This window comes from Desulfovibrio sp. DV, from assembly GCF_001936595.1.
GTDB lineage: Bacteria > Desulfobacterota > Desulfovibrionia > Desulfovibrionales > Desulfovibrionaceae > Solidesulfovibrio.
In genome coordinates this window covers 15417-30398 of the sequence record NZ_MLBG01000006.1, presented here as the reverse complement: position 1 = coordinate 30398, position 14982 = coordinate 15417, and the positions used below count along the sequence as shown (strand labels likewise).

Genomic DNA, 14982 nt, shown 5'->3' with positions numbered 1-14982 from the left:
ATGCCCGTGCCGGTGTTGCGAGGAAACCGGTTATCTGTTGTAGAGGAATTTCATAACAAAAGGCCCGAAGACCACACCGAAGATGATCGGGAACAAAAAGAGCACCATGGGCAACAGGAGCTTCTGGGCGGCCACGGCACCGGCCCGTTCGGCGGCCAGGAACCGGTCCTGGCGCATACGCGCGGCCTGGTCCTTGAGGATGTCCGCGATGGTGGAGCCCATTTTCTGGGCTTGAACGAGGATGGACGAAAACGAATACATTTCCGGGGTGTCCACCCGGGCGGCCATGAGCGTGAGCGCGTCTTCCATGGACATGCCAAGCGTCACGTTGTGGTGGACCAGGGCCAGTTCCGCCACAAAGGGATCCCGGCCCGAGGCGAGGTCGCGGATACGCTTGATGCCGGCCTGGAAATCGAGTCCGGCCGCCGTGGACAGGGCCAGCATGTCCACCACGTCCGGCATGGAGCGGGTAATGGTCTTTTGGCGCGTGGTCTTTTTGTCGTAAAGCCACCAATAGGGATACAAAAGGCCCAACACCCCGAAAAGCATGACCGTGGAGGCGTTGGCCTTAAGGGCCAGGCCGAGCAGGCAGAAGATGCCGAGCATGGCCGCCTGAAAGGACACGAAGGCTTGTGGGGCAAGGATGCGGTCGATGCCGGCCGTGGTCAGATGGCGGGTGAGGCGCTCCAGGTACTTGGCCGGCGTCAGGCGGGCGGCGAGGGGTTCGAGAAAGGCGTAGCCGGGACGCAGCATGGCCGCCAGGCCGGCGCTTTCGCCAAGCAGGGCGTCGATGCGGTCGGGCAGGGGCTCCGGGAGTTGCCCCTGGTGCCCGGCGCGCGGCAAAAGCCACCAGACAAGGCTCCCCATGCCCACGGGGAAAAGGAACAGTCCGAGATCCCGCAATACACTGTCCATTGTCTCCTCCTCGCTACGCGTCAACGGTGACCCGCAGCACTTCGGCCGCCGAGGTCTGCCCCCGGACCAGCCGGGTGAGCGCCGAGGCGCGCAGGCTCCCCATGCCGGCAGCCTCGGCCGCGCGGCGCAGTTGCGCGGCACTCGTGCCGGCCAGGATCATCCGTTCCATATCGCCGGTCATGGTGAAGACTTCGTAAACACCGAGGCGGCCGCTGTAGCCGGTGCCGTGGCAGGCGGGGCAGCCGGCGGCTTCGTAAAAGACGCTGTGCGCCGACAGGGCGTCGCTGTCGGGGAAAACCGGCGGCACGGACCCTTCCCGGCGGCACTGCGGGCACAGGCGGCGCACCAGGCGCTGGGCCATGACCGTGATCCGCGTGGCCACGAGTTGATGTGGGGCCACGCCCATGTTGAGCAGCCGGCTGACCGCGCCCGGGGCATCGTTGGTATGCAGGGTGGACAGGACGAGATGGCCGGTGAGGGCCGCCTTGATGGCGAAATCAGCGGTTTCGGCGTCGCGGATCTCGCCGACCATGATGATGTCCGGGTCCTGGCGCAAAAAGGCGCGCATGGCCTTGGCAAAGGTCATGCCCTCTTCGGAATCGCACGGGACCTGGGTCGTCCCGTCGAGCCTGTATTCGACAGGGTCCTCGGCCGTGAGGATGTTGACTTCTGGCCGGTTGAGCCGGTCAAGAAAGGCATACAGGCTCGTGGTCTTGCCCGATCCGGTGGGACCTGTGACGAGCAACAGGCCGTTTGGCGCATCCAGAGCGGCGCAAATCAGGCGCTCCTCGGCCGCGCCCAGGTCCAGGTCCGCCAGACCCAGGCTCTTTTTGCCCTTGTCGAGCAGCCGCAGCACGATTTTCTGGCCGTAAAGGGCCGGCAGGGACGAAACGCGCATGTCCATGGGGCGGGCCGCGGCCAGGGTGAAATCGCATGGCCCCGTCCTGGGGCAGGCCGGCCTCGTCCGGGGCCAGGCCCGAAAGCAGCATGAGCCGTCTGGCCAGGGCCGCGCCGAGCAGCGGGGGCAGACGCAGGGCGTCCTGGAGCATCCCGTCGCGCCTGGCCCGGATGCGCCAGACACCCGCGCCAGGCTCCAGGTGGATGTCCGAGGCCGCAGTGGCGGCCAGCGTATCCATGACGGCGCGCACAAGCGCCACCACCTCCGGGTCCTCGGCCGGATCGCGCGGGCGGACATGGTCGGCCGCGATGCGGGCCACGGCCTTGGCCGCGCGCCCTGCCTGCTCCTCCATGTCCGCCGCGGGCGTTTCCCCGGGGAGCGGCGGGTCGCGGTACAGGGCGTCGATGGCCCGGGCGAGCCCTGCGCCGTGGCAGACATAGGGCCTGACCCGGGCGCCGAGCAGGTGCTCGACGCCGGCCAGGCTCGCGGCATCGTCAGGGATGGCCATGACCACATGGGCCTGCCCGCGCTCGAAACGCAAGGGCACGGCGGCAAAGGCCACGGCCGCGTCGCGGGGAAACAGGGTCCGGGCCGCCCGGGCGAATTCGGGATCAACCGCCACCAGGGACGGGTCGATGGCCTCGACGCCGAAGACCTCGCCAAGGACGTCGTTGACCGCCTGGGGCGCGAGCCGGCCAGCAGACAGCACCTGGTCGCTCACCAGCGTCCCCTCGGGCGTGTCCGCGTCAAGGACGCCCTGGGGCAGCCCGCGCTGCAACAGCGCCTGCTTCAGGCGTTGGTTGAGCCGTCTTCGGATGTCGGGGTCGGCCATGCTGATCACGCCTCCTTGCGGCCGGGCTAATTGCCGGCCTCAAGTGTGTAGCCGTTGTTAAACCGGTAGCTGAACCGGGCCTGGAAACGCGGGTCGTCGGTCCGCTCCAGTCCGGTGCCAAGGACCCACAATTCGAGGTCGTCCGGCAAGGCCCGCCGCGCCTCGGCGCTGTCCGGCACGCCCCGCATCCGGTCGATTTCCCATCCGTCGCGGTACATGACCAGGCTTGGCAACATCTCCAGGCGGTAGGGCGCCGGGTCGGCGCCGGCGTCCCACGGAAACGCGCAAAACCGCAGTTGTCCCTTGTAGGACTGGGACAGCCAGCCGAGGAGATCGTACAATTCCCGGGACTGGGGGGAGTCGGCGTTGTAAAAGAGCAGCAGGGTCAGCCCCGGCTGGCGCAGCACTGCCTCGGCGAAGGTTTCGGCGGTCACGGGCATGATGTCGGGCGGCGGCGGCGCTTTGCGGGCGCAGGCGCACAGCAGGCAGACGGCGCAAACCGCGATCAGGCCGGAAAGGGGCGTTTGGGCGGGGCGAGGCATGGAATACTCCTTGGCACGTGGTTGCATTGTCGTCGCGGTATGCGGCCGCACATCCGGCGCGCTTGGGCGCGGGGTCAGAATTTTTGCATTTTGGGCGCGCTTTGCTGCTTGATGCTTTGCTGCTTGGCGGCATCCTGAGCCTTCATGTCCTGGGCCTCGGGTTCGTCTTGGGCCTCGGGCTGGTCCTGGGCTTCGATTTCCTGCGTCTCGGGTTTGTCCGTCGCCTTCATTGCCTGGGCGTTGGGCTTGTCCTTTGCCTTGCTTGGCCGGGCCGCGGCGGACTGGGCCGTCGGCGCGCTCTGGGCGCTTGGGGCATTCTGGCTTTGGGGCCCGGCTTGGGCGCTTATGTCCTGGGTCTGGATCGCCTGGACCGTGGCCGCCTGTTGCTCTGTAAGGGCCGTGCCCTTGGGGGCCTTGAGCGCCTCGATTTTCTGCGTCCCGGAAGTTTTCTGGGCCTCGACGCCTTGTTGTTCGGCGGCCTGTTGGGCCTCGATCTTCTGTTGCCCGGCCGCCGTCCGCGTTTCGAGTCTTTGGCGTTGGGGCGTGTCCATGGCTTCGACATTCTTCGCAACAGACGTCTTTTGGCTGGTGATCACCTGATTTTTCGGGGCGCTTGCCGCTTCGATCTCCCGGGCCTGGGGCCCGGCTTGGCGCTCGGGGGCCGGCAGCGGGGCGACGGCTGTGTTGCCGGGGGCTTCATGCCCGGCGGGTTTGCGGGCCGTATTCCCCTCGACCGTCTTGGGGGCGTTGCGCCTTGGCGTGGCGGCCTGGGGCGCGGCCGGCACGAGGAGCTGGCCTTGCGGCGTGTCCCTGATTTCCATGCGCGGCGGCCCCTGGTCCGGCTGGCCGGTTTTTCCGCCAGCGGAACGCACGCCGCGCTCCGCGGCCCGGGTGAGGGTGTTGTCCCCGGCCGCCGGTTGCGGCCAGGCCGGGAGGGCCAGCCCCAGCAGGACCGCCAGGGCGGCACGGGCAAGGCGCGCCGGCGTCGGGCGAAACCAGGTTTGCATCGCGGCCTCCCTAGACCTTCACCTTGACGATGCGCAGCATGAGCGAAAGTCCCGCGACTTCCATGAGGGCCATGGCCATGAGCATGAGCCAGCCGCCAAAGGTGGTGAAGAAAAGCGAAATGGACTTGGGGTCGAGCTGGTAGAGGACGATGCCGAGCACCACCGGCAGGGCTGCCAGGAAATAAGCCTGGGTCTCGCCTTCGGCGGTCATGGCCTGGATTTTCTTCATGACGCGCTTGCGCTCCTGGATGGTCGCGGCCAGGGTGTCGAAGATTTCCGTCAGGTTGCCGCCGGTTTCCCGCAAGATGATGACCGAATTGGCGAAGATGCGGGAATCGGCCGAGCCCACGCGCTCGGCCAGGCGTTTGAGGGCGTCGCTTAAATCCGCGCCCAGGCGGTGTTCCTTGAGCAGCAGGCCGAATTCCTGGGACAGGGGCGCCGGGGCCTTCTGGGCCGTCAGGTCGAGCGCCTGCAGCAGGCTCAGTCCGGCCCGCAAGGCATTGGCGGTCATGATCAGGCCGTCGGCCAGCTGGGTCTCGAACTGCTTGGCCCGCCGCTGCTCGATCAGGAAAATGCCCAACTCCGGCAGACGCCAGGCGGCACAGGCGAAAACCGCCAGGGAAAAAAGACGCAACAGCAGGTGGGAAAAAAGGCCTTGCGCCGGCGGATAGAGTTCGGCCGCGGACAAGGGCAACCGCTCCACGGCCTTGGCCCGGGACAGGGCGAAGGCCTCTTTTTCGGTTTCGCCGCGAAGACCGTAGACCGTGGCCAGATTCGCCTGCCCCTTGGCGTAGCCGGGGACCAGGGCCACGGCCTTGGCAAAGGATTTTTCAGCCAGATCGAGGTTGCCCGTGGCCAGATAGGCCACGCCCATTTCGTTGCAAGCCAGGGCCGAGTTCGAGGATTCGGAGTGGGAGAGCGCGGCCAGCGCGCCGTCGTAATCGCCCTCCTTGTTGCGCTCCACGGCCTGGTCGATGGCGTGGCGTTCAAGTTGCGTGGCAGCCGAGGGCAGAAGGAAGCCGAGGGCAGCACCGCCAATGGTCAGCCCCAGCACCACGGTCGCGGCCGTGCGCGTCGTGACCGGCACGAACATGTCGTCCAAGCGCGCAACCAGGGACCGGACTTTGCGGTCCAGGATCGAAAGGCCGCCGCCGGTGCCTCCGTCGAACAGGGCGGCAAACCACAGCCAGAGGGTGTACCAGAAAAGGGCCAGAAGCAGCAGGGACAACAAGAACATGGTCATCGTCGCGCCTCGCCTGCCGCCATGGCGGCGGTCCAGAAGATTTCTCGCGGCACACTCACGCCGCGGTCCTCGAAATCGGCCAGACAACGGGGAATGTACCCGGTGGCCACGTATGCGCCCCGGACGGACTGGGGCGTGGGTGCGCCTTCCTGGCGGAAGACGAAGATATCGCCCAGGGTGACGACGTCGCCTTCCATGCCGGTCACCTCGGCCAGTTGGACGATGCGCCGCCTGCCGTCCTTGAAGCGCTTGATCTGGATGATGAGGTCTATGGCCCCGATGACCTGTTCGCGGATGGTCTTGGGGGATAGTTCGTAACCGGCGTACATGACGAGAGTTTCCAGGCGGCGCAGGGCCTCCCGGGCGCTGTTGGCGTGGATGGTGGTCAGCGACCCGTCGTGCCCGGTGTTCATGGCCTGGAGCATGTCGAGGGCCTCGGCCCCGCGACATTCGCCGACCACGATGCGGTCCGGGCGCATACGCAGGCAGTTGCGCACCAGGTCGCGGATGGTCACCTCGCCCTTGCCCTCGATGTTGGGCGGCCGCCCCTCCAGGGTGATGACGTGGGGCTGCTGGAGCTTGAGCTCAGCCGAGTCTTCCACAGTGATGATGCGTTCGTCGGCCGGGATAAACTCCGACAGGACGTTGAGCAGCGTGGTCTTGCCCGAACCTGTGCCGCCGGAAATGAGGATGTTGCGCCGGGCCAGGACGGCGGCTTGCAAAAAGGCCTCCATCTGGGGAGAGAGCGTGCCGCGTTCGATGAGGTCCCGGCAGGACAGCTTGTTGTCCGGAAACTTGCGGATGGTCAGGGCCGCGCCCTTGAGGGCCAGGGGCGCAATGACAGCGTTGACCCGCGAGCCGTCGGCCAGCCTGGCGTCCACCATGGGCGTGGCCGAGTCGATCTTGCGCCCAAGCGGGGCGACGATGCGCTCGATGACGCGCATGAGGTGCTGTTGCGAGAGGAACCGTCGTGTGGTGGTCTCGATGCGGCCGGCGCGCTCCACGTAGATGACATCAAAGCTGTTGACCATGATTTCGGAGATCGACGGGTCGCGCAACAGGTCTTCCAGCAGCCCGAGGCCAAGGACGTCCTGGAGCAGTTCCCCGACCAGCCTGTCCCGGGCCTCGCGGGAGCGCAGGCCCGTGGCCTCGTCGATGAGCAGGATGATGTGCCGCGTGACTTCCTGCCGCAGGGCCTCGAGCTTGGCCGGGTCGCTGCCTGTCCCCAGGTCGGCGTACTTGAGGTCGAAGGTTTCGAGCAGACGCTTGTGGATGTCGCGCTTGACCGCGTCGAGGTCGATGGCATCCTGCTCCCGGACGGGCTGCGCCTCGCCTTGGGCTGCGGCCCGCGCCTGCCCGCCGTGGCCGAGCAGGGCATGGGACAGGGCGTCGAAGGCCTTGGTCATCTCATGGCGGGGGTGGTCGCCGGGGTAGGTTCGTCCGCCGGCAAGATTGGCCTGGGCGTTTCGGTCGTAGGGAATGACACCCATGACTGCCCGGCCAAGGGCCTGCTCCATGGACTGGGCGGTGATCCGTTCGTCCTCGCCCACGCGGTTGAGTACACACCGGACCGCGTGCTGGGAATAGTTGCACTGGCGAAGGAAATCGAGGTCGGCCTTGGCATGGGCCATGTCCAGGGGGCCGGGCGCGGCCGGCACCAGGATGGTTTCGGAGAGGTCGAGAACGTGGGCCTCGGCCGGGCCGAAGCCGTGGCCCAGGTCGGCCACGATCCAGCCGTAGACGGAAAGCAGCCGGCCAATGAGGGCCGCCAGGGCCTTGGGCGCGGGCGGCCCGGCCGCCGCCACAGGGCGCGGCCCGTAAAGGGCCAGGACGTCCAGGCCGCTTCTGTGGCTGGTGGCGAAGGTCTTGAGCATGGACGGGGCCAGCCGGTCTGCCGTGGGCAACAGGGCCTCCAGGGCGTTGACCTCGGGGAGGCCAAGGAACAGGGCCGCGTCCATGGACAGCGGACTGCCCAGGTCCAGGAGCAGCACGGTTTCGCGCGTCTCCAGGAGCAGGTCCACGGCCAGGTTGACGGCCAAAAACGTCCTGCCGACGCCGCCCCGCGAGGCGTAAAGGGTAACGAGTCTGCCGGGCATGGCCGCCTGCGTCAGTTGCCCTGTTTGCGCAGGCGTTCGAGGTCTTTTTTCTTGAACGAATCCTCGACTTTGCCTTTCATGTCCCCCAGCGCCTGCCCGGGGTGGGCGACGATGCTCGGGGTGATGAAGACCACCACTTCCCAGCCGTCGGTTCCGGCCCTGGTGCGGCGGTTGAGCTGGAGCAGGCTTTCCTGGTTGTTTGGGGGCGACAGGGAAAGGGCTTCCAGTTCGCGCTGGCCGATGAGCCCGCCAAGGACGATGCTCTGGCCCGAAGCGACATTCAGGGCCGTGGACAGGTTGTTGGTGCTGACCGTGGGTGCGCCGGTGGTGGCGTTTTCAGACACGACCGAGCTCGATTCGACGTGGATCGAGGTGTCGATGTTGCTCAAGGGATCGATGTTGGGCGAGATGTTGAGCGTCATGCCCACCTTCTTGTACTCCACGCCCATGGTGCCGAGGCTTTGGGCCACGCTGATGGGGATCTCGGTGCCGGCGAAGAACTTGGCTTCGCCGCCCTGCTTGGTGATGACCGCCTGGTTCATGAGCGAGCGTCCCTGACCCTCGTCCCGGATGCGCCGCATCTTGGGGAGCAAGCTTGACAGGGTGCCGGTCACGGTGGAGGCGATGGAGGCGTTTTTTTCGGAATCGTAGGAGCCTGTCGCGTCGAGGGTGCCAAGCGGGTTCCAGTGCACGCCGAGGTCGCGCAGGGCGGTTTTGGACAGTTCCATGATCTGCATGGTCACTTCGATCAGTTCGGGCTTGCGGTAGGGCTTGGCCGGCTCGGGCGCGACCCGCAGGGTGTTGACCACGCTTTTGGAGTACAGGGCGGCGATTTTCTCGGCCCGCTCGATGTCTTCGGGCGCGGTTACCGTGCCGTCGAGGACAAAGGCGTTGCGCACGGCCTTGACCGCGATGCCGGGCCGGTTGATTTCCTTTTTGATCTGGTCGCTTACGATGCGCTTCATGACCGGGCTCATGTTCACCTGGTTGACGGTCCCGGGCATCCCGGCCAGGGCGGCGGCCACCTTGTCGTAGTGCTCGGCGCTGTAGACCTCCCCCGACACCACGAGCCTGCCGCCGAGAACCTTGACCGTCACCCCTTCCATGCCGGCGAACATCTCGCGCAGGGCGGCGGCGTCGTCGTCCAGGGAGCCGGAGCGCACGCGGATCTGGTATTCCTTCTGCTGTCCGGCCGTGCCCAGGATGATGAGGTTGGTCTGGCCGGATTTCTTGGCGTTTACGAGCATGGACGTGTCCGAGGTTCGGGCCACGCCGAGTACCTCCGGGTCGCCCACGGCGACCTTGTCCACGGTGAATCCCGGTTCGATGGGGATGCTCTGGCCGGCAGCCATTTCCATCCGGGCGGGCTCCTCGGCCAGGGCCGCGGCGGCCCAGAGAATCAGGGCGACAAGCAGGGCGGTTGTGGCCGCGCCCCGGCGCGCAAGTGACGTCCGACTCATGATTGCGGTTACCTCTCGGGAAGGGTTGTGGGCCTCGTCTCGTTGCATGGGCGATGTCGTCCGCAGCCGGGCTAGCGCATCTGGATTTCCTCGCTGCCCCGGAACTCGGTCCAGACCGGACGGGTGCGGGGGAGTACCGGTTTTTCCGTGCCAAGCACCTGTTGGGCGGTGACGTTGGCCAGGGGCAGCGGCTGCTGCTCCGGCTTTTGCCAACTGCTGCGAAGCGACACGGACAGGCTGCCGATCTCCTGGGCCAGGGCCGTTTTCTGGGCTTCGTCGGGACTCAGGGACAGGGTCAGGGTGCGCACGGTCGTCGGGCTTTTCTGGTTTTCCGGCGTCACGCTCGACGCCAGGCCGCCAACGGCCTGCTGGCTGGGGGCGACCCGGGGGCCGGCCCCGGCCGTGGAGCGCTGGTTGACGGCCAGGACGAGGATGTTTTGCAACAGGATGCGGGCAATCGAGCCCTCGGGCACGGCCTGGCCCTGCTGCACGGAGCCGGTTTGCACCGTGACCAGAACGTCCACGAAGTCACCGGGCCGCACCAGTCCGGCCACGGCGGTGACGTCGTTGACCGCAATGCTGTAGGCGCGCTTGTCCGCCGGAATCTTGCGGGCCACGCCCTCCTCGGCGGCGGGGCGAAAGAGCGAATCCAGCACCTGGGCACCCTTGAGCATGGGCACAGCCGCGATCCGGTCCAGCACCTCGACGGGCCGCGTCAGGGCACCCGGCTGGACGAATTTTTTGGGGATCTCCACGGTCTCGACAGCACTTTCGTCGAGCAGGGAACCCTCGGGAATGTCCTTGGCGGCCATGAGCACCTTGATGGGCGTGGCCAGGGAAAGCAGTTCCTTCTCTTTCTTGTAGATGTAGGAATAGACGAGCAACAGGGCGAACAGGGCCACGCCCAGGGAGATCAGGACCAGTTTGGACTTGCTCATGGCTCACTCGTTTATTGTGCGTTTGCGGAAGTAGCAGAAGTATTCGCTTTGGGTCCTTCCCGTGTAGCTGCCGCCGTAGCCGATGAGTCTAAGCGGCACGCGCACGGGATTTTGTCCGAGCTTTTCCCCGATGACGCCCGGCACATACAGCGTGGCCTCGCTCTTTTTCTCGACGCGCCCGAAGGAATCCCCGGCGATCGCGTCCAGTTTCCTGCGCAGGTCATAGCGGAGGTCCTCCTCGGCCCGGGCCATGTTCTCGTAGAGCGTGCGCCCCCACAGCAGGAACATGAGAACAAGCGACAGCCACAGGAGCATGAAGGCGGCCTCGATCATGGCCTGGCCCCGTTGGTCGCGCGCCAGCCGCGCCGCTTTTCTGCGAAAAGACCGCATCGCACCCGTCCCCTAATGCAGCACGTTATCCAGATCCGGCACGCCGGGCCTGGGATCGAGCCTGTTGAGTCTGACCAGGACCGGGATGTACTGCGGTTGTCCTTTTTTCACGTCGCCCCTGGTGGGCATGGCCGCCGCGTAGGCCTCCAGCTTTTGCATCAGGCCGAAGATCGATGCTGCCATGACGAAGTCCTTGGACTGCTGGGTCAGCTTGAAGGCGGCGTAGGTCATCGGAGAGCTTTTCTTGGAGATCTTGTAGTCGAATGCGGCCGAGCCGTGTTGGGTGTGCACGCCGCAAACACCGACGGGCGAAGCGCCCATGTGGCTGCAGAAGTGGTCGTCCGGTCCGGCCATGAGGTCGGACCAAGCCAGGCCCGTGGTGTAGTTGCAGCGAAGGCTGCGAAACGAGGAAATGTAACGGTAGGAGACCGTCCGGCTGTACGTCTTGTATTGCATGAGCCGGCCGGGTTCTTCCAGGCTCGATCCGGGATTGATCGATTCCATGCGTACGGAAGTGAGGCCGATATCATCGCAGTTGGCCTTTTTGGTGGCCTTGGCGATGCGCATGGCCTGCCTGGCGTAAGAGACGTTGGCCTCGTCCTGGTACTGGCGCAGGGCCCTGAACACCCTTTTGTAGTACCTCACGGCCTCGTTGGCCGCCTTCTCGTCCTTCCACGGTATGACGGTCTCGCTCCAGGCCATGACCGCCCTGGCGATGGAGAGGACGTAATCCTGGCTCCAGAAGTTGACCTCGGCGATTTCGTTAAGTCCCGCCGCTTGCACGGCCGCCGCCGACAGGGCGCAGGCGTCGGCCGTGTTTTGCAGCCGGAGCTTTTCGAAGACGAGCTGGCCGATGTTGAGGGCCAGGAAGACCATGACCATGAGTGTGGGCAACAGCAGGGCCACGAAGACCGTGACCGAGCCGCGTTGGTCGTCTGGGCGTTTTCCGAATCGTTTCATGGCCCTACTTCGCCGCGTTGTCCCCGGAAGGGGTGGGTTCCACGAAGGTCTTGACCGCGTGGCTGATGGTAAAGGACTGCCCCGTGCCAAAAAGCGTGCCCACGGCCTGGGGCAGGGCCACGGTCTTTTGGGCGCTGACCGTGTCAGACGTGATTTTCAGTCTGAAATCCTTGTCGATTTCGGAAGCGGCCGCCTCGGCCGAACCGCCCACGGCCTGGACCCGCGAGGCCACGAACGTGGCGTAGCGCAGCCGGGAATGGGCCAGGAAGATTTCCGAAATGTTCACGGAGGCCACGAACAGAAACAGGATGAACATGAGGGCGAAGGCGAATTCCACGGTCGCCGCCCCGGCCTCGTTGCGGCCAAAAGGCTTCCGGCTCCCGGGCGGACAGGGCCGGGTGCGCCACGGCCGCCCCGGCCGGCGCAGGGCCGGCGCGTCGCTCCACCGGGCGAGGATGGGAGGCAGGATTCGGGTGGTGCCGCGCATCGTGTTATACCCCGGCGGTTTCCCGGACCTTCTTGACGACGTCCTTGAAGAATTCCTTGAGCGGATCGAACATGTACGTGGCGGCCGCGATGATGCCGATGACGATGACGGCGATGAGCAGGACGTATTCCACCGTGGTCGCACCGTCCTCGTCGCGTGTGCGGCGCTTGAACCCATTGATGGCGCAGTCGGTCTTGACGGCGAGGGCAAGGACCAAGTCATTGAGGCGTTTCATGCGTGTGCTCCCTGGCGTCATGGATAGGGTTTGGCGATGAAATTCATGAAATTGTTCAATATATCTTTGGCCATGGGGCGGAATATGGAATCCTCGACCCCGTAAAGGATGGCTGCCGCGATCAGCATGACCAGGCCGTATTCCACCGTGATGGCCCCGTCTTGCGACGCGGCCAATCGGGAGAGGCGGCGCAGGCAGCCCGTGGGCACCCGGTGCGCGAGCAGCCGCCTTGCCGGGGCCGTGAACCAATGGAAACGCTGCAAGGGGAGACGCTCCCTATTTGACCAGGACGAGTTCGAGCTTTTCGTCCAGGGTCAAGGTCCGGGCCAGCTTGCGTTTGCGCGCCTCGGCGTTGCTCACGTATTCGACGGCATAGACGTACTTCCCGGGCAAAGCCTCCGGCGGAACGGTGATCACGGCGTCCACGGCCACCCGGCCGGGGGTCAGGGTGAAGTCCGGGGTCGCGTCGGAAAAGACCTGTTTGCCGTTGAAAGAGAGGGAGCGCGTCAGGAGACCGGTGTCGGCCTTGTCCCCGGCGGCCGGGCAAAAGGCGTAGACAATATGATGGAGCAATTGGGTTCCGGGTTTGGCCGGATTCGGGGCCAAGGTATTCTGCTCCAAAAGGATGAAGGGGAGCGGCTTTTGGGCGCAGTCCAGGGACGCAAAGACCGCATCGGCCGCAGTCACAAGCCGGCTGCCCGCCTTGGGCTGTAACCCACTGTCGGGCGGCACCGGCTTGGGCGCGCAGGAAACCGCGGTCAGGCACAGCAGGAAAAAGAGCGTCATGGTCTGTCGTTTCATGGGTCGCTTCCTCCGACGAAGGCACGTCCATTTCATGGCGGGCAGGCTCATTTGATGATGCGCCACCCGGATTGGGGGGGCGCGTCGGGTTTGACGGCAGGGCGCGGGGCGGCCTGCTTGGCCGCCGGTCGTGCCGCCACCGCAGGGGGCGGGGGCGACGGCGCGCTGGTCGCGGTCAGCGCGGCGCTGACAAACCCGGTGCGCCCCCCGGGCTCGGAAATCTGTATCCAGTCGCCATTTTGGGCGAGCGCGGTCACGCGCGTCCCCTTGTTCAGACGCGTCAGAACCTCGGCCGTGTCGCTCGGCTGTTCACGAAGCCGGGCATCATCGACAGTGATATAAAGCGCTTGCGGTTTGGCTGGCTTTTGCTCCTGCGGCATCGCAGGTGTGGCCGCAGGAATTTGGTTTGCCGCCGCGTCAGGAGCCGGCGAGGCCGGGGCCGGTTGCGGCTCGGGCCCGGAACCCTGCCGGACCTGCCTGGCCTCGGGCGTTGTGGCTGGCGGCGCGGCCTGGGTGGCGGAGGCCTCCGGCGTCGGAGCCTCCCCGGCCGTGGCCGTTGGGGCAGGCGCTTTGACCGCCGGTTCGGGCGGAGTCGCCGCGTCTGGCTGCGACTGCCCGGCCAGTATCCCCTTTGGCGGCCCGGGAGCGGCCTGGGACGGTTGCGCCGGCTCCTGCGCCGTGAGGGCATCCGCCTCGGCACGGGCTGGGGCAGCGGGAGATTGTGGCGAAGTTTCTCCACCGAAAGCGGCTGGTTGCGTCGCCACGGGGGCGGGCGGTGTTTTCCCCACGGATACGAGGACCAAGTACCCCCCCAGCCCAAGGACCATGGCCAGGCCGATGCCGGGCAGCAGGCCCTTGCGCCTGCCTCGACGGCGCAGGGAGGCCGGGTGAGGCTGGCGCGGGCCGGTGCCTTCCTGGTCATGGATTGATTCGTCGGTGGCCGCGTGTTCCTCTGGGGCGGGGCTTGCCGGGTCTTTGGCCGCGATGGCCGAATGCGGCGCGGCCTGTGTCGTGTCCCCGGCAGGGGCCGGCGGCACGGCGGTTTGGGCTGGGTCATTGGCCCAGGCGGGCTGTCCCGGGGACGTCGCGTCGATGCCGGCCGGGGTGACGGCGCAAACCGCGCTGACGCCCGGCCCGTCCCCGGCCCGGGCCATCGCGGGATTGGCCACCGGCCATTGGGAAAGGGGCGGGAGCATGGCCCGGATGCGGCGCACGTCCTCCAGGAAGCTCTCGGCGCTTGGGAAACGGTCTTGCGGCGTTTTGGCCAGGGCCCTGGCAATGAGATTGCGGCACTCCTGGCCGGCCGCGTCATCGGGAAGCCAGGGAAGCGGCAGGGGCTCTTTTTCCAGATGCCCCATCATGATTTCCAGATCGGTGTTCCCGACAAAGGGGGGGAACCGGAAAGCAGTTCGTGCAACGTCGCGCCCAGGCTGTAGATATCGACGGAAAAGCTGACCGTGCCGGCGCGGATGAGTTCCGGGGCCATGTAATGCAGGGTGCCGATGCCGCCGCCAAAGCGGGTCAGCCCGCTTTCCTCGTCCACCAGCCTGGCGATGCCAAAGTCCGTGACCTTGACCAGGCCATCCTTGGACACCATGATATTGCTCGGCTTGATGTCCCGGTGGACAACGCCGTTTTTGTGCATGAAGGCCAGACCGTTTAAGACGCCCTCGGCGATCGCGAACGTCTCGGGCAGGGTGAGCCGTTCCCGTCCCTCGAGCATGGCTTTGGCGGTCTGGCCTTCGACATATTCCATGACGAGGAACACGCCCTGTTCGTTCTCGATGAGGTCGAAAATGCTGACCACGTTGGGGTGGGGCAACCGGGCCTGCAGGCGCGCTTCCTGGAGAAAACGCTTGAGCATGTCCTGGTTGTGCGAGAGTTGGGGGGCCAAGCGCTTGATGGCAACCTGACGATCCAACCGGCGATGGAGGGCACGGTAGACCTGCCCCATGCCTCCCTCGCCGATTTTCTCCTGGATGACATAGCCCTCAAGGTATTCCAAAGCGTTTCCCCCGGACGACAACCACAACTGCCCAGGCGACGGCCTCAAGCGGCCGCAGCGAAGCTGTCCATGGAGACCGTTTTGGCCCCATTGACTGGGCTTTCATGCTTACAGTGGGGATATAGCGCGAAAAGACCCAAAGGCTTGTCAGGTATTCCCGTGATTTTTGCGTA

At 66.0% G+C, this 14982-nt stretch carries 16 protein-coding genes and 1 pseudogene; all 17 read right to left on the bottom strand.

What is annotated here, in order from left to right:
* Positions 1-30 precede the first annotated feature (30 nt).
* The gene (locus DVDV_RS02850; protein ID WP_075353214.1) at positions 31-915 is read right to left on the bottom strand and encodes a type II secretion system F family protein; all 885 of its coding nucleotides are present in this window, start codon (positions 913-915) and stop codon (positions 31-33) included.
* Positions 916-928: 13 nt separating this feature from the next.
* Positions 929-1813 carry a GspE/PulE family protein gene (locus DVDV_RS22935; RefSeq protein WP_254845211.1) on the bottom strand — a complete coding sequence of 295 codons (885 nt, stop codon included), beginning with the start codon at positions 1811-1813 and terminating at the stop codon, positions 929-931.
* 37 nt (positions 1814-1850) lie between these two features.
* A pseudogene (locus DVDV_RS23855) lies at positions 1851-2645 on the bottom strand (hypothetical protein); the annotation flags it as partial.
* Between the two features lie 26 nt (positions 2646-2671).
* Complete coding sequence (locus DVDV_RS02835) at positions 2672-3187, bottom strand: hypothetical protein (protein WP_075353213.1); 516 nt, start codon at positions 3185-3187, stop codon at positions 2672-2674.
* A gap of 74 nt (positions 3188-3261) precedes the next feature.
* Positions 3262-4194, bottom strand: coding sequence for a hypothetical protein (locus DVDV_RS02830; RefSeq protein ID WP_075353212.1), 933 nt, complete (start codon positions 4192-4194; stop codon positions 3262-3264).
* A gap of 10 nt (positions 4195-4204) precedes the next feature.
* Entirely contained in the window at positions 4205-5437 is a 1233-nt protein-coding gene (locus DVDV_RS02825; protein WP_075353211.1) for a type II secretion system F family protein, read from the bottom strand.
* Positions 5434-7533, bottom strand: coding sequence for an ATPase, T2SS/T4P/T4SS family (locus DVDV_RS02820; RefSeq protein ID WP_139311490.1), 2100 nt, complete (start codon positions 7531-7533; stop codon positions 5434-5436). Before DVDV_RS02820 ends, DVDV_RS02825 begins: the two co-directional genes overlap by 4 nt.
* Positions 7534-7544: 11 nt before the next feature.
* The gene (locus DVDV_RS02810) at positions 7545-8993 is read right to left on the bottom strand and encodes a pilus assembly protein N-terminal domain-containing protein (RefSeq protein WP_075353210.1); all 1449 of its coding nucleotides are present in this window, start codon (positions 8991-8993) and stop codon (positions 7545-7547) included.
* 71 nt (positions 8994-9064) lie between these two features.
* Complete coding sequence (gene cpaB, locus DVDV_RS02805; RefSeq protein WP_075353209.1) at positions 9065-9931, bottom strand: Flp pilus assembly protein CpaB; 867 nt, start codon at positions 9929-9931, stop codon at positions 9065-9067.
* Between the two features lie 3 nt (positions 9932-9934).
* Positions 9935-10264, bottom strand: coding sequence for a hypothetical protein (locus DVDV_RS02800; protein WP_139311489.1), 330 nt, complete (start codon positions 10262-10264; stop codon positions 9935-9937).
* A gap of 69 nt (positions 10265-10333) precedes the next feature.
* Positions 10334-11281: a TadE/TadG family type IV pilus assembly protein gene (locus tag DVDV_RS02795; protein ID WP_075353207.1), complete on the bottom strand. Its 948-nt coding sequence runs from the start codon at positions 11279-11281 to the stop codon at positions 10334-10336.
* Positions 11282-11285: 4 nt separating this feature from the next.
* Entirely contained in the window at positions 11286-11768 is a 483-nt protein-coding gene (locus DVDV_RS02790) for a TadE/TadG family type IV pilus assembly protein (protein ID WP_075353206.1), read from the bottom strand.
* 4 nt (positions 11769-11772) lie between these two features.
* The gene (locus DVDV_RS02785; RefSeq protein WP_075353205.1) at positions 11773-12003 is read right to left on the bottom strand and encodes a Flp family type IVb pilin; all 231 of its coding nucleotides are present in this window, start codon (positions 12001-12003) and stop codon (positions 11773-11775) included.
* A 17-nt stretch (positions 12004-12020) separates the two neighbouring features.
* Positions 12021-12266, bottom strand: a complete 246-nt coding sequence (locus DVDV_RS02780) for a Flp family type IVb pilin (RefSeq protein ID WP_075353204.1) — start codon at positions 12264-12266, stop codon at positions 12021-12023.
* A gap of 13 nt (positions 12267-12279) precedes the next feature.
* Positions 12280-12804: a hypothetical protein gene (locus DVDV_RS02775; protein ID WP_075353203.1), complete on the bottom strand. Its 525-nt coding sequence runs from the start codon at positions 12802-12804 to the stop codon at positions 12280-12282.
* 47 nt (positions 12805-12851) lie between these two features.
* Positions 12852-14165: an SH3 domain-containing protein gene (locus tag DVDV_RS02770; RefSeq protein WP_139311488.1), complete on the bottom strand. Its 1314-nt coding sequence runs from the start codon at positions 14163-14165 to the stop codon at positions 12852-12854.
* Positions 14162-14809: a serine/threonine-protein kinase gene (locus tag DVDV_RS02765; protein ID WP_075353201.1), complete on the bottom strand. Its 648-nt coding sequence runs from the start codon at positions 14807-14809 to the stop codon at positions 14162-14164. The genes DVDV_RS02770 and DVDV_RS02765 overlap by 4 nt, the downstream gene beginning before the upstream one ends.
* Positions 14810-14982: the final 173 nt, after the last annotated feature.

Bases quoted from the DNA above. Each gene is read 5' to 3' on its own strand.
- DVDV_RS02850 (WP_075353214.1), bottom strand. From the start codon at position 915: ATGGACAGTGTATTGCGGGATCTCGGACTGTTCCTTTTCCCCGTGGGC.
- DVDV_RS22935 (WP_254845211.1), bottom strand. From the start codon at position 1,813: ATGCGCGTTTCGTCCCTGCCGGCCCTTTACGGCCAGAAAATCGTGCTG.
- DVDV_RS02835 (WP_075353213.1), bottom strand. From the start codon at position 3,187: ATGCCTCGCCCCGCCCAAACGCCCCTTTCCGGCCTGATCGCGGTTTGC.
- DVDV_RS02830 (WP_075353212.1), bottom strand. From the start codon at position 4,194: ATGCAAACCTGGTTTCGCCCGACGCCGGCGCGCCTTGCCCGTGCCGCC.
- DVDV_RS02825 (WP_075353211.1), bottom strand. From the start codon at position 5,437: ATGACCATGTTCTTGTTGTCCCTGCTGCTTCTGGCCCTTTTCTGGTAC.
- DVDV_RS02820 (WP_139311490.1), bottom strand. From the start codon at position 7,533: ATGCCCGGCAGACTCGTTACCCTTTACGCCTCGCGGGGCGGCGTCGGC.
- DVDV_RS02810 (WP_075353210.1), bottom strand. From the start codon at position 8,993: ATGAGTCGGACGTCACTTGCGCGCCGGGGCGCGGCCACAACCGCCCTG.
- cpaB (WP_075353209.1), bottom strand. From the start codon at position 9,931: ATGAGCAAGTCCAAACTGGTCCTGATCTCCCTGGGCGTGGCCCTGTTC.
- DVDV_RS02800 (WP_139311489.1), bottom strand. From the start codon at position 10,264: ATGATCGAGGCCGCCTTCATGCTCCTGTGGCTGTCGCTTGTTCTCATG.
- DVDV_RS02795 (WP_075353207.1), bottom strand. From the start codon at position 11,281: ATGAAACGATTCGGAAAACGCCCAGACGACCAACGCGGCTCGGTCACG.
- DVDV_RS02790 (WP_075353206.1), bottom strand. From the start codon at position 11,768: ATGCGCGGCACCACCCGAATCCTGCCTCCCATCCTCGCCCGGTGGAGC.
- DVDV_RS02785 (WP_075353205.1), bottom strand. From the start codon at position 12,003: ATGAAACGCCTCAATGACTTGGTCCTTGCCCTCGCCGTCAAGACCGAC.
- DVDV_RS02775 (WP_075353203.1), bottom strand. From the start codon at position 12,804: ATGAAACGACAGACCATGACGCTCTTTTTCCTGCTGTGCCTGACCGCG.
- DVDV_RS02770 (WP_139311488.1), bottom strand. From the start codon at position 14,165: ATGATGGGGCATCTGGAAAAAGAGCCCCTGCCGCTTCCCTGGCTTCCC.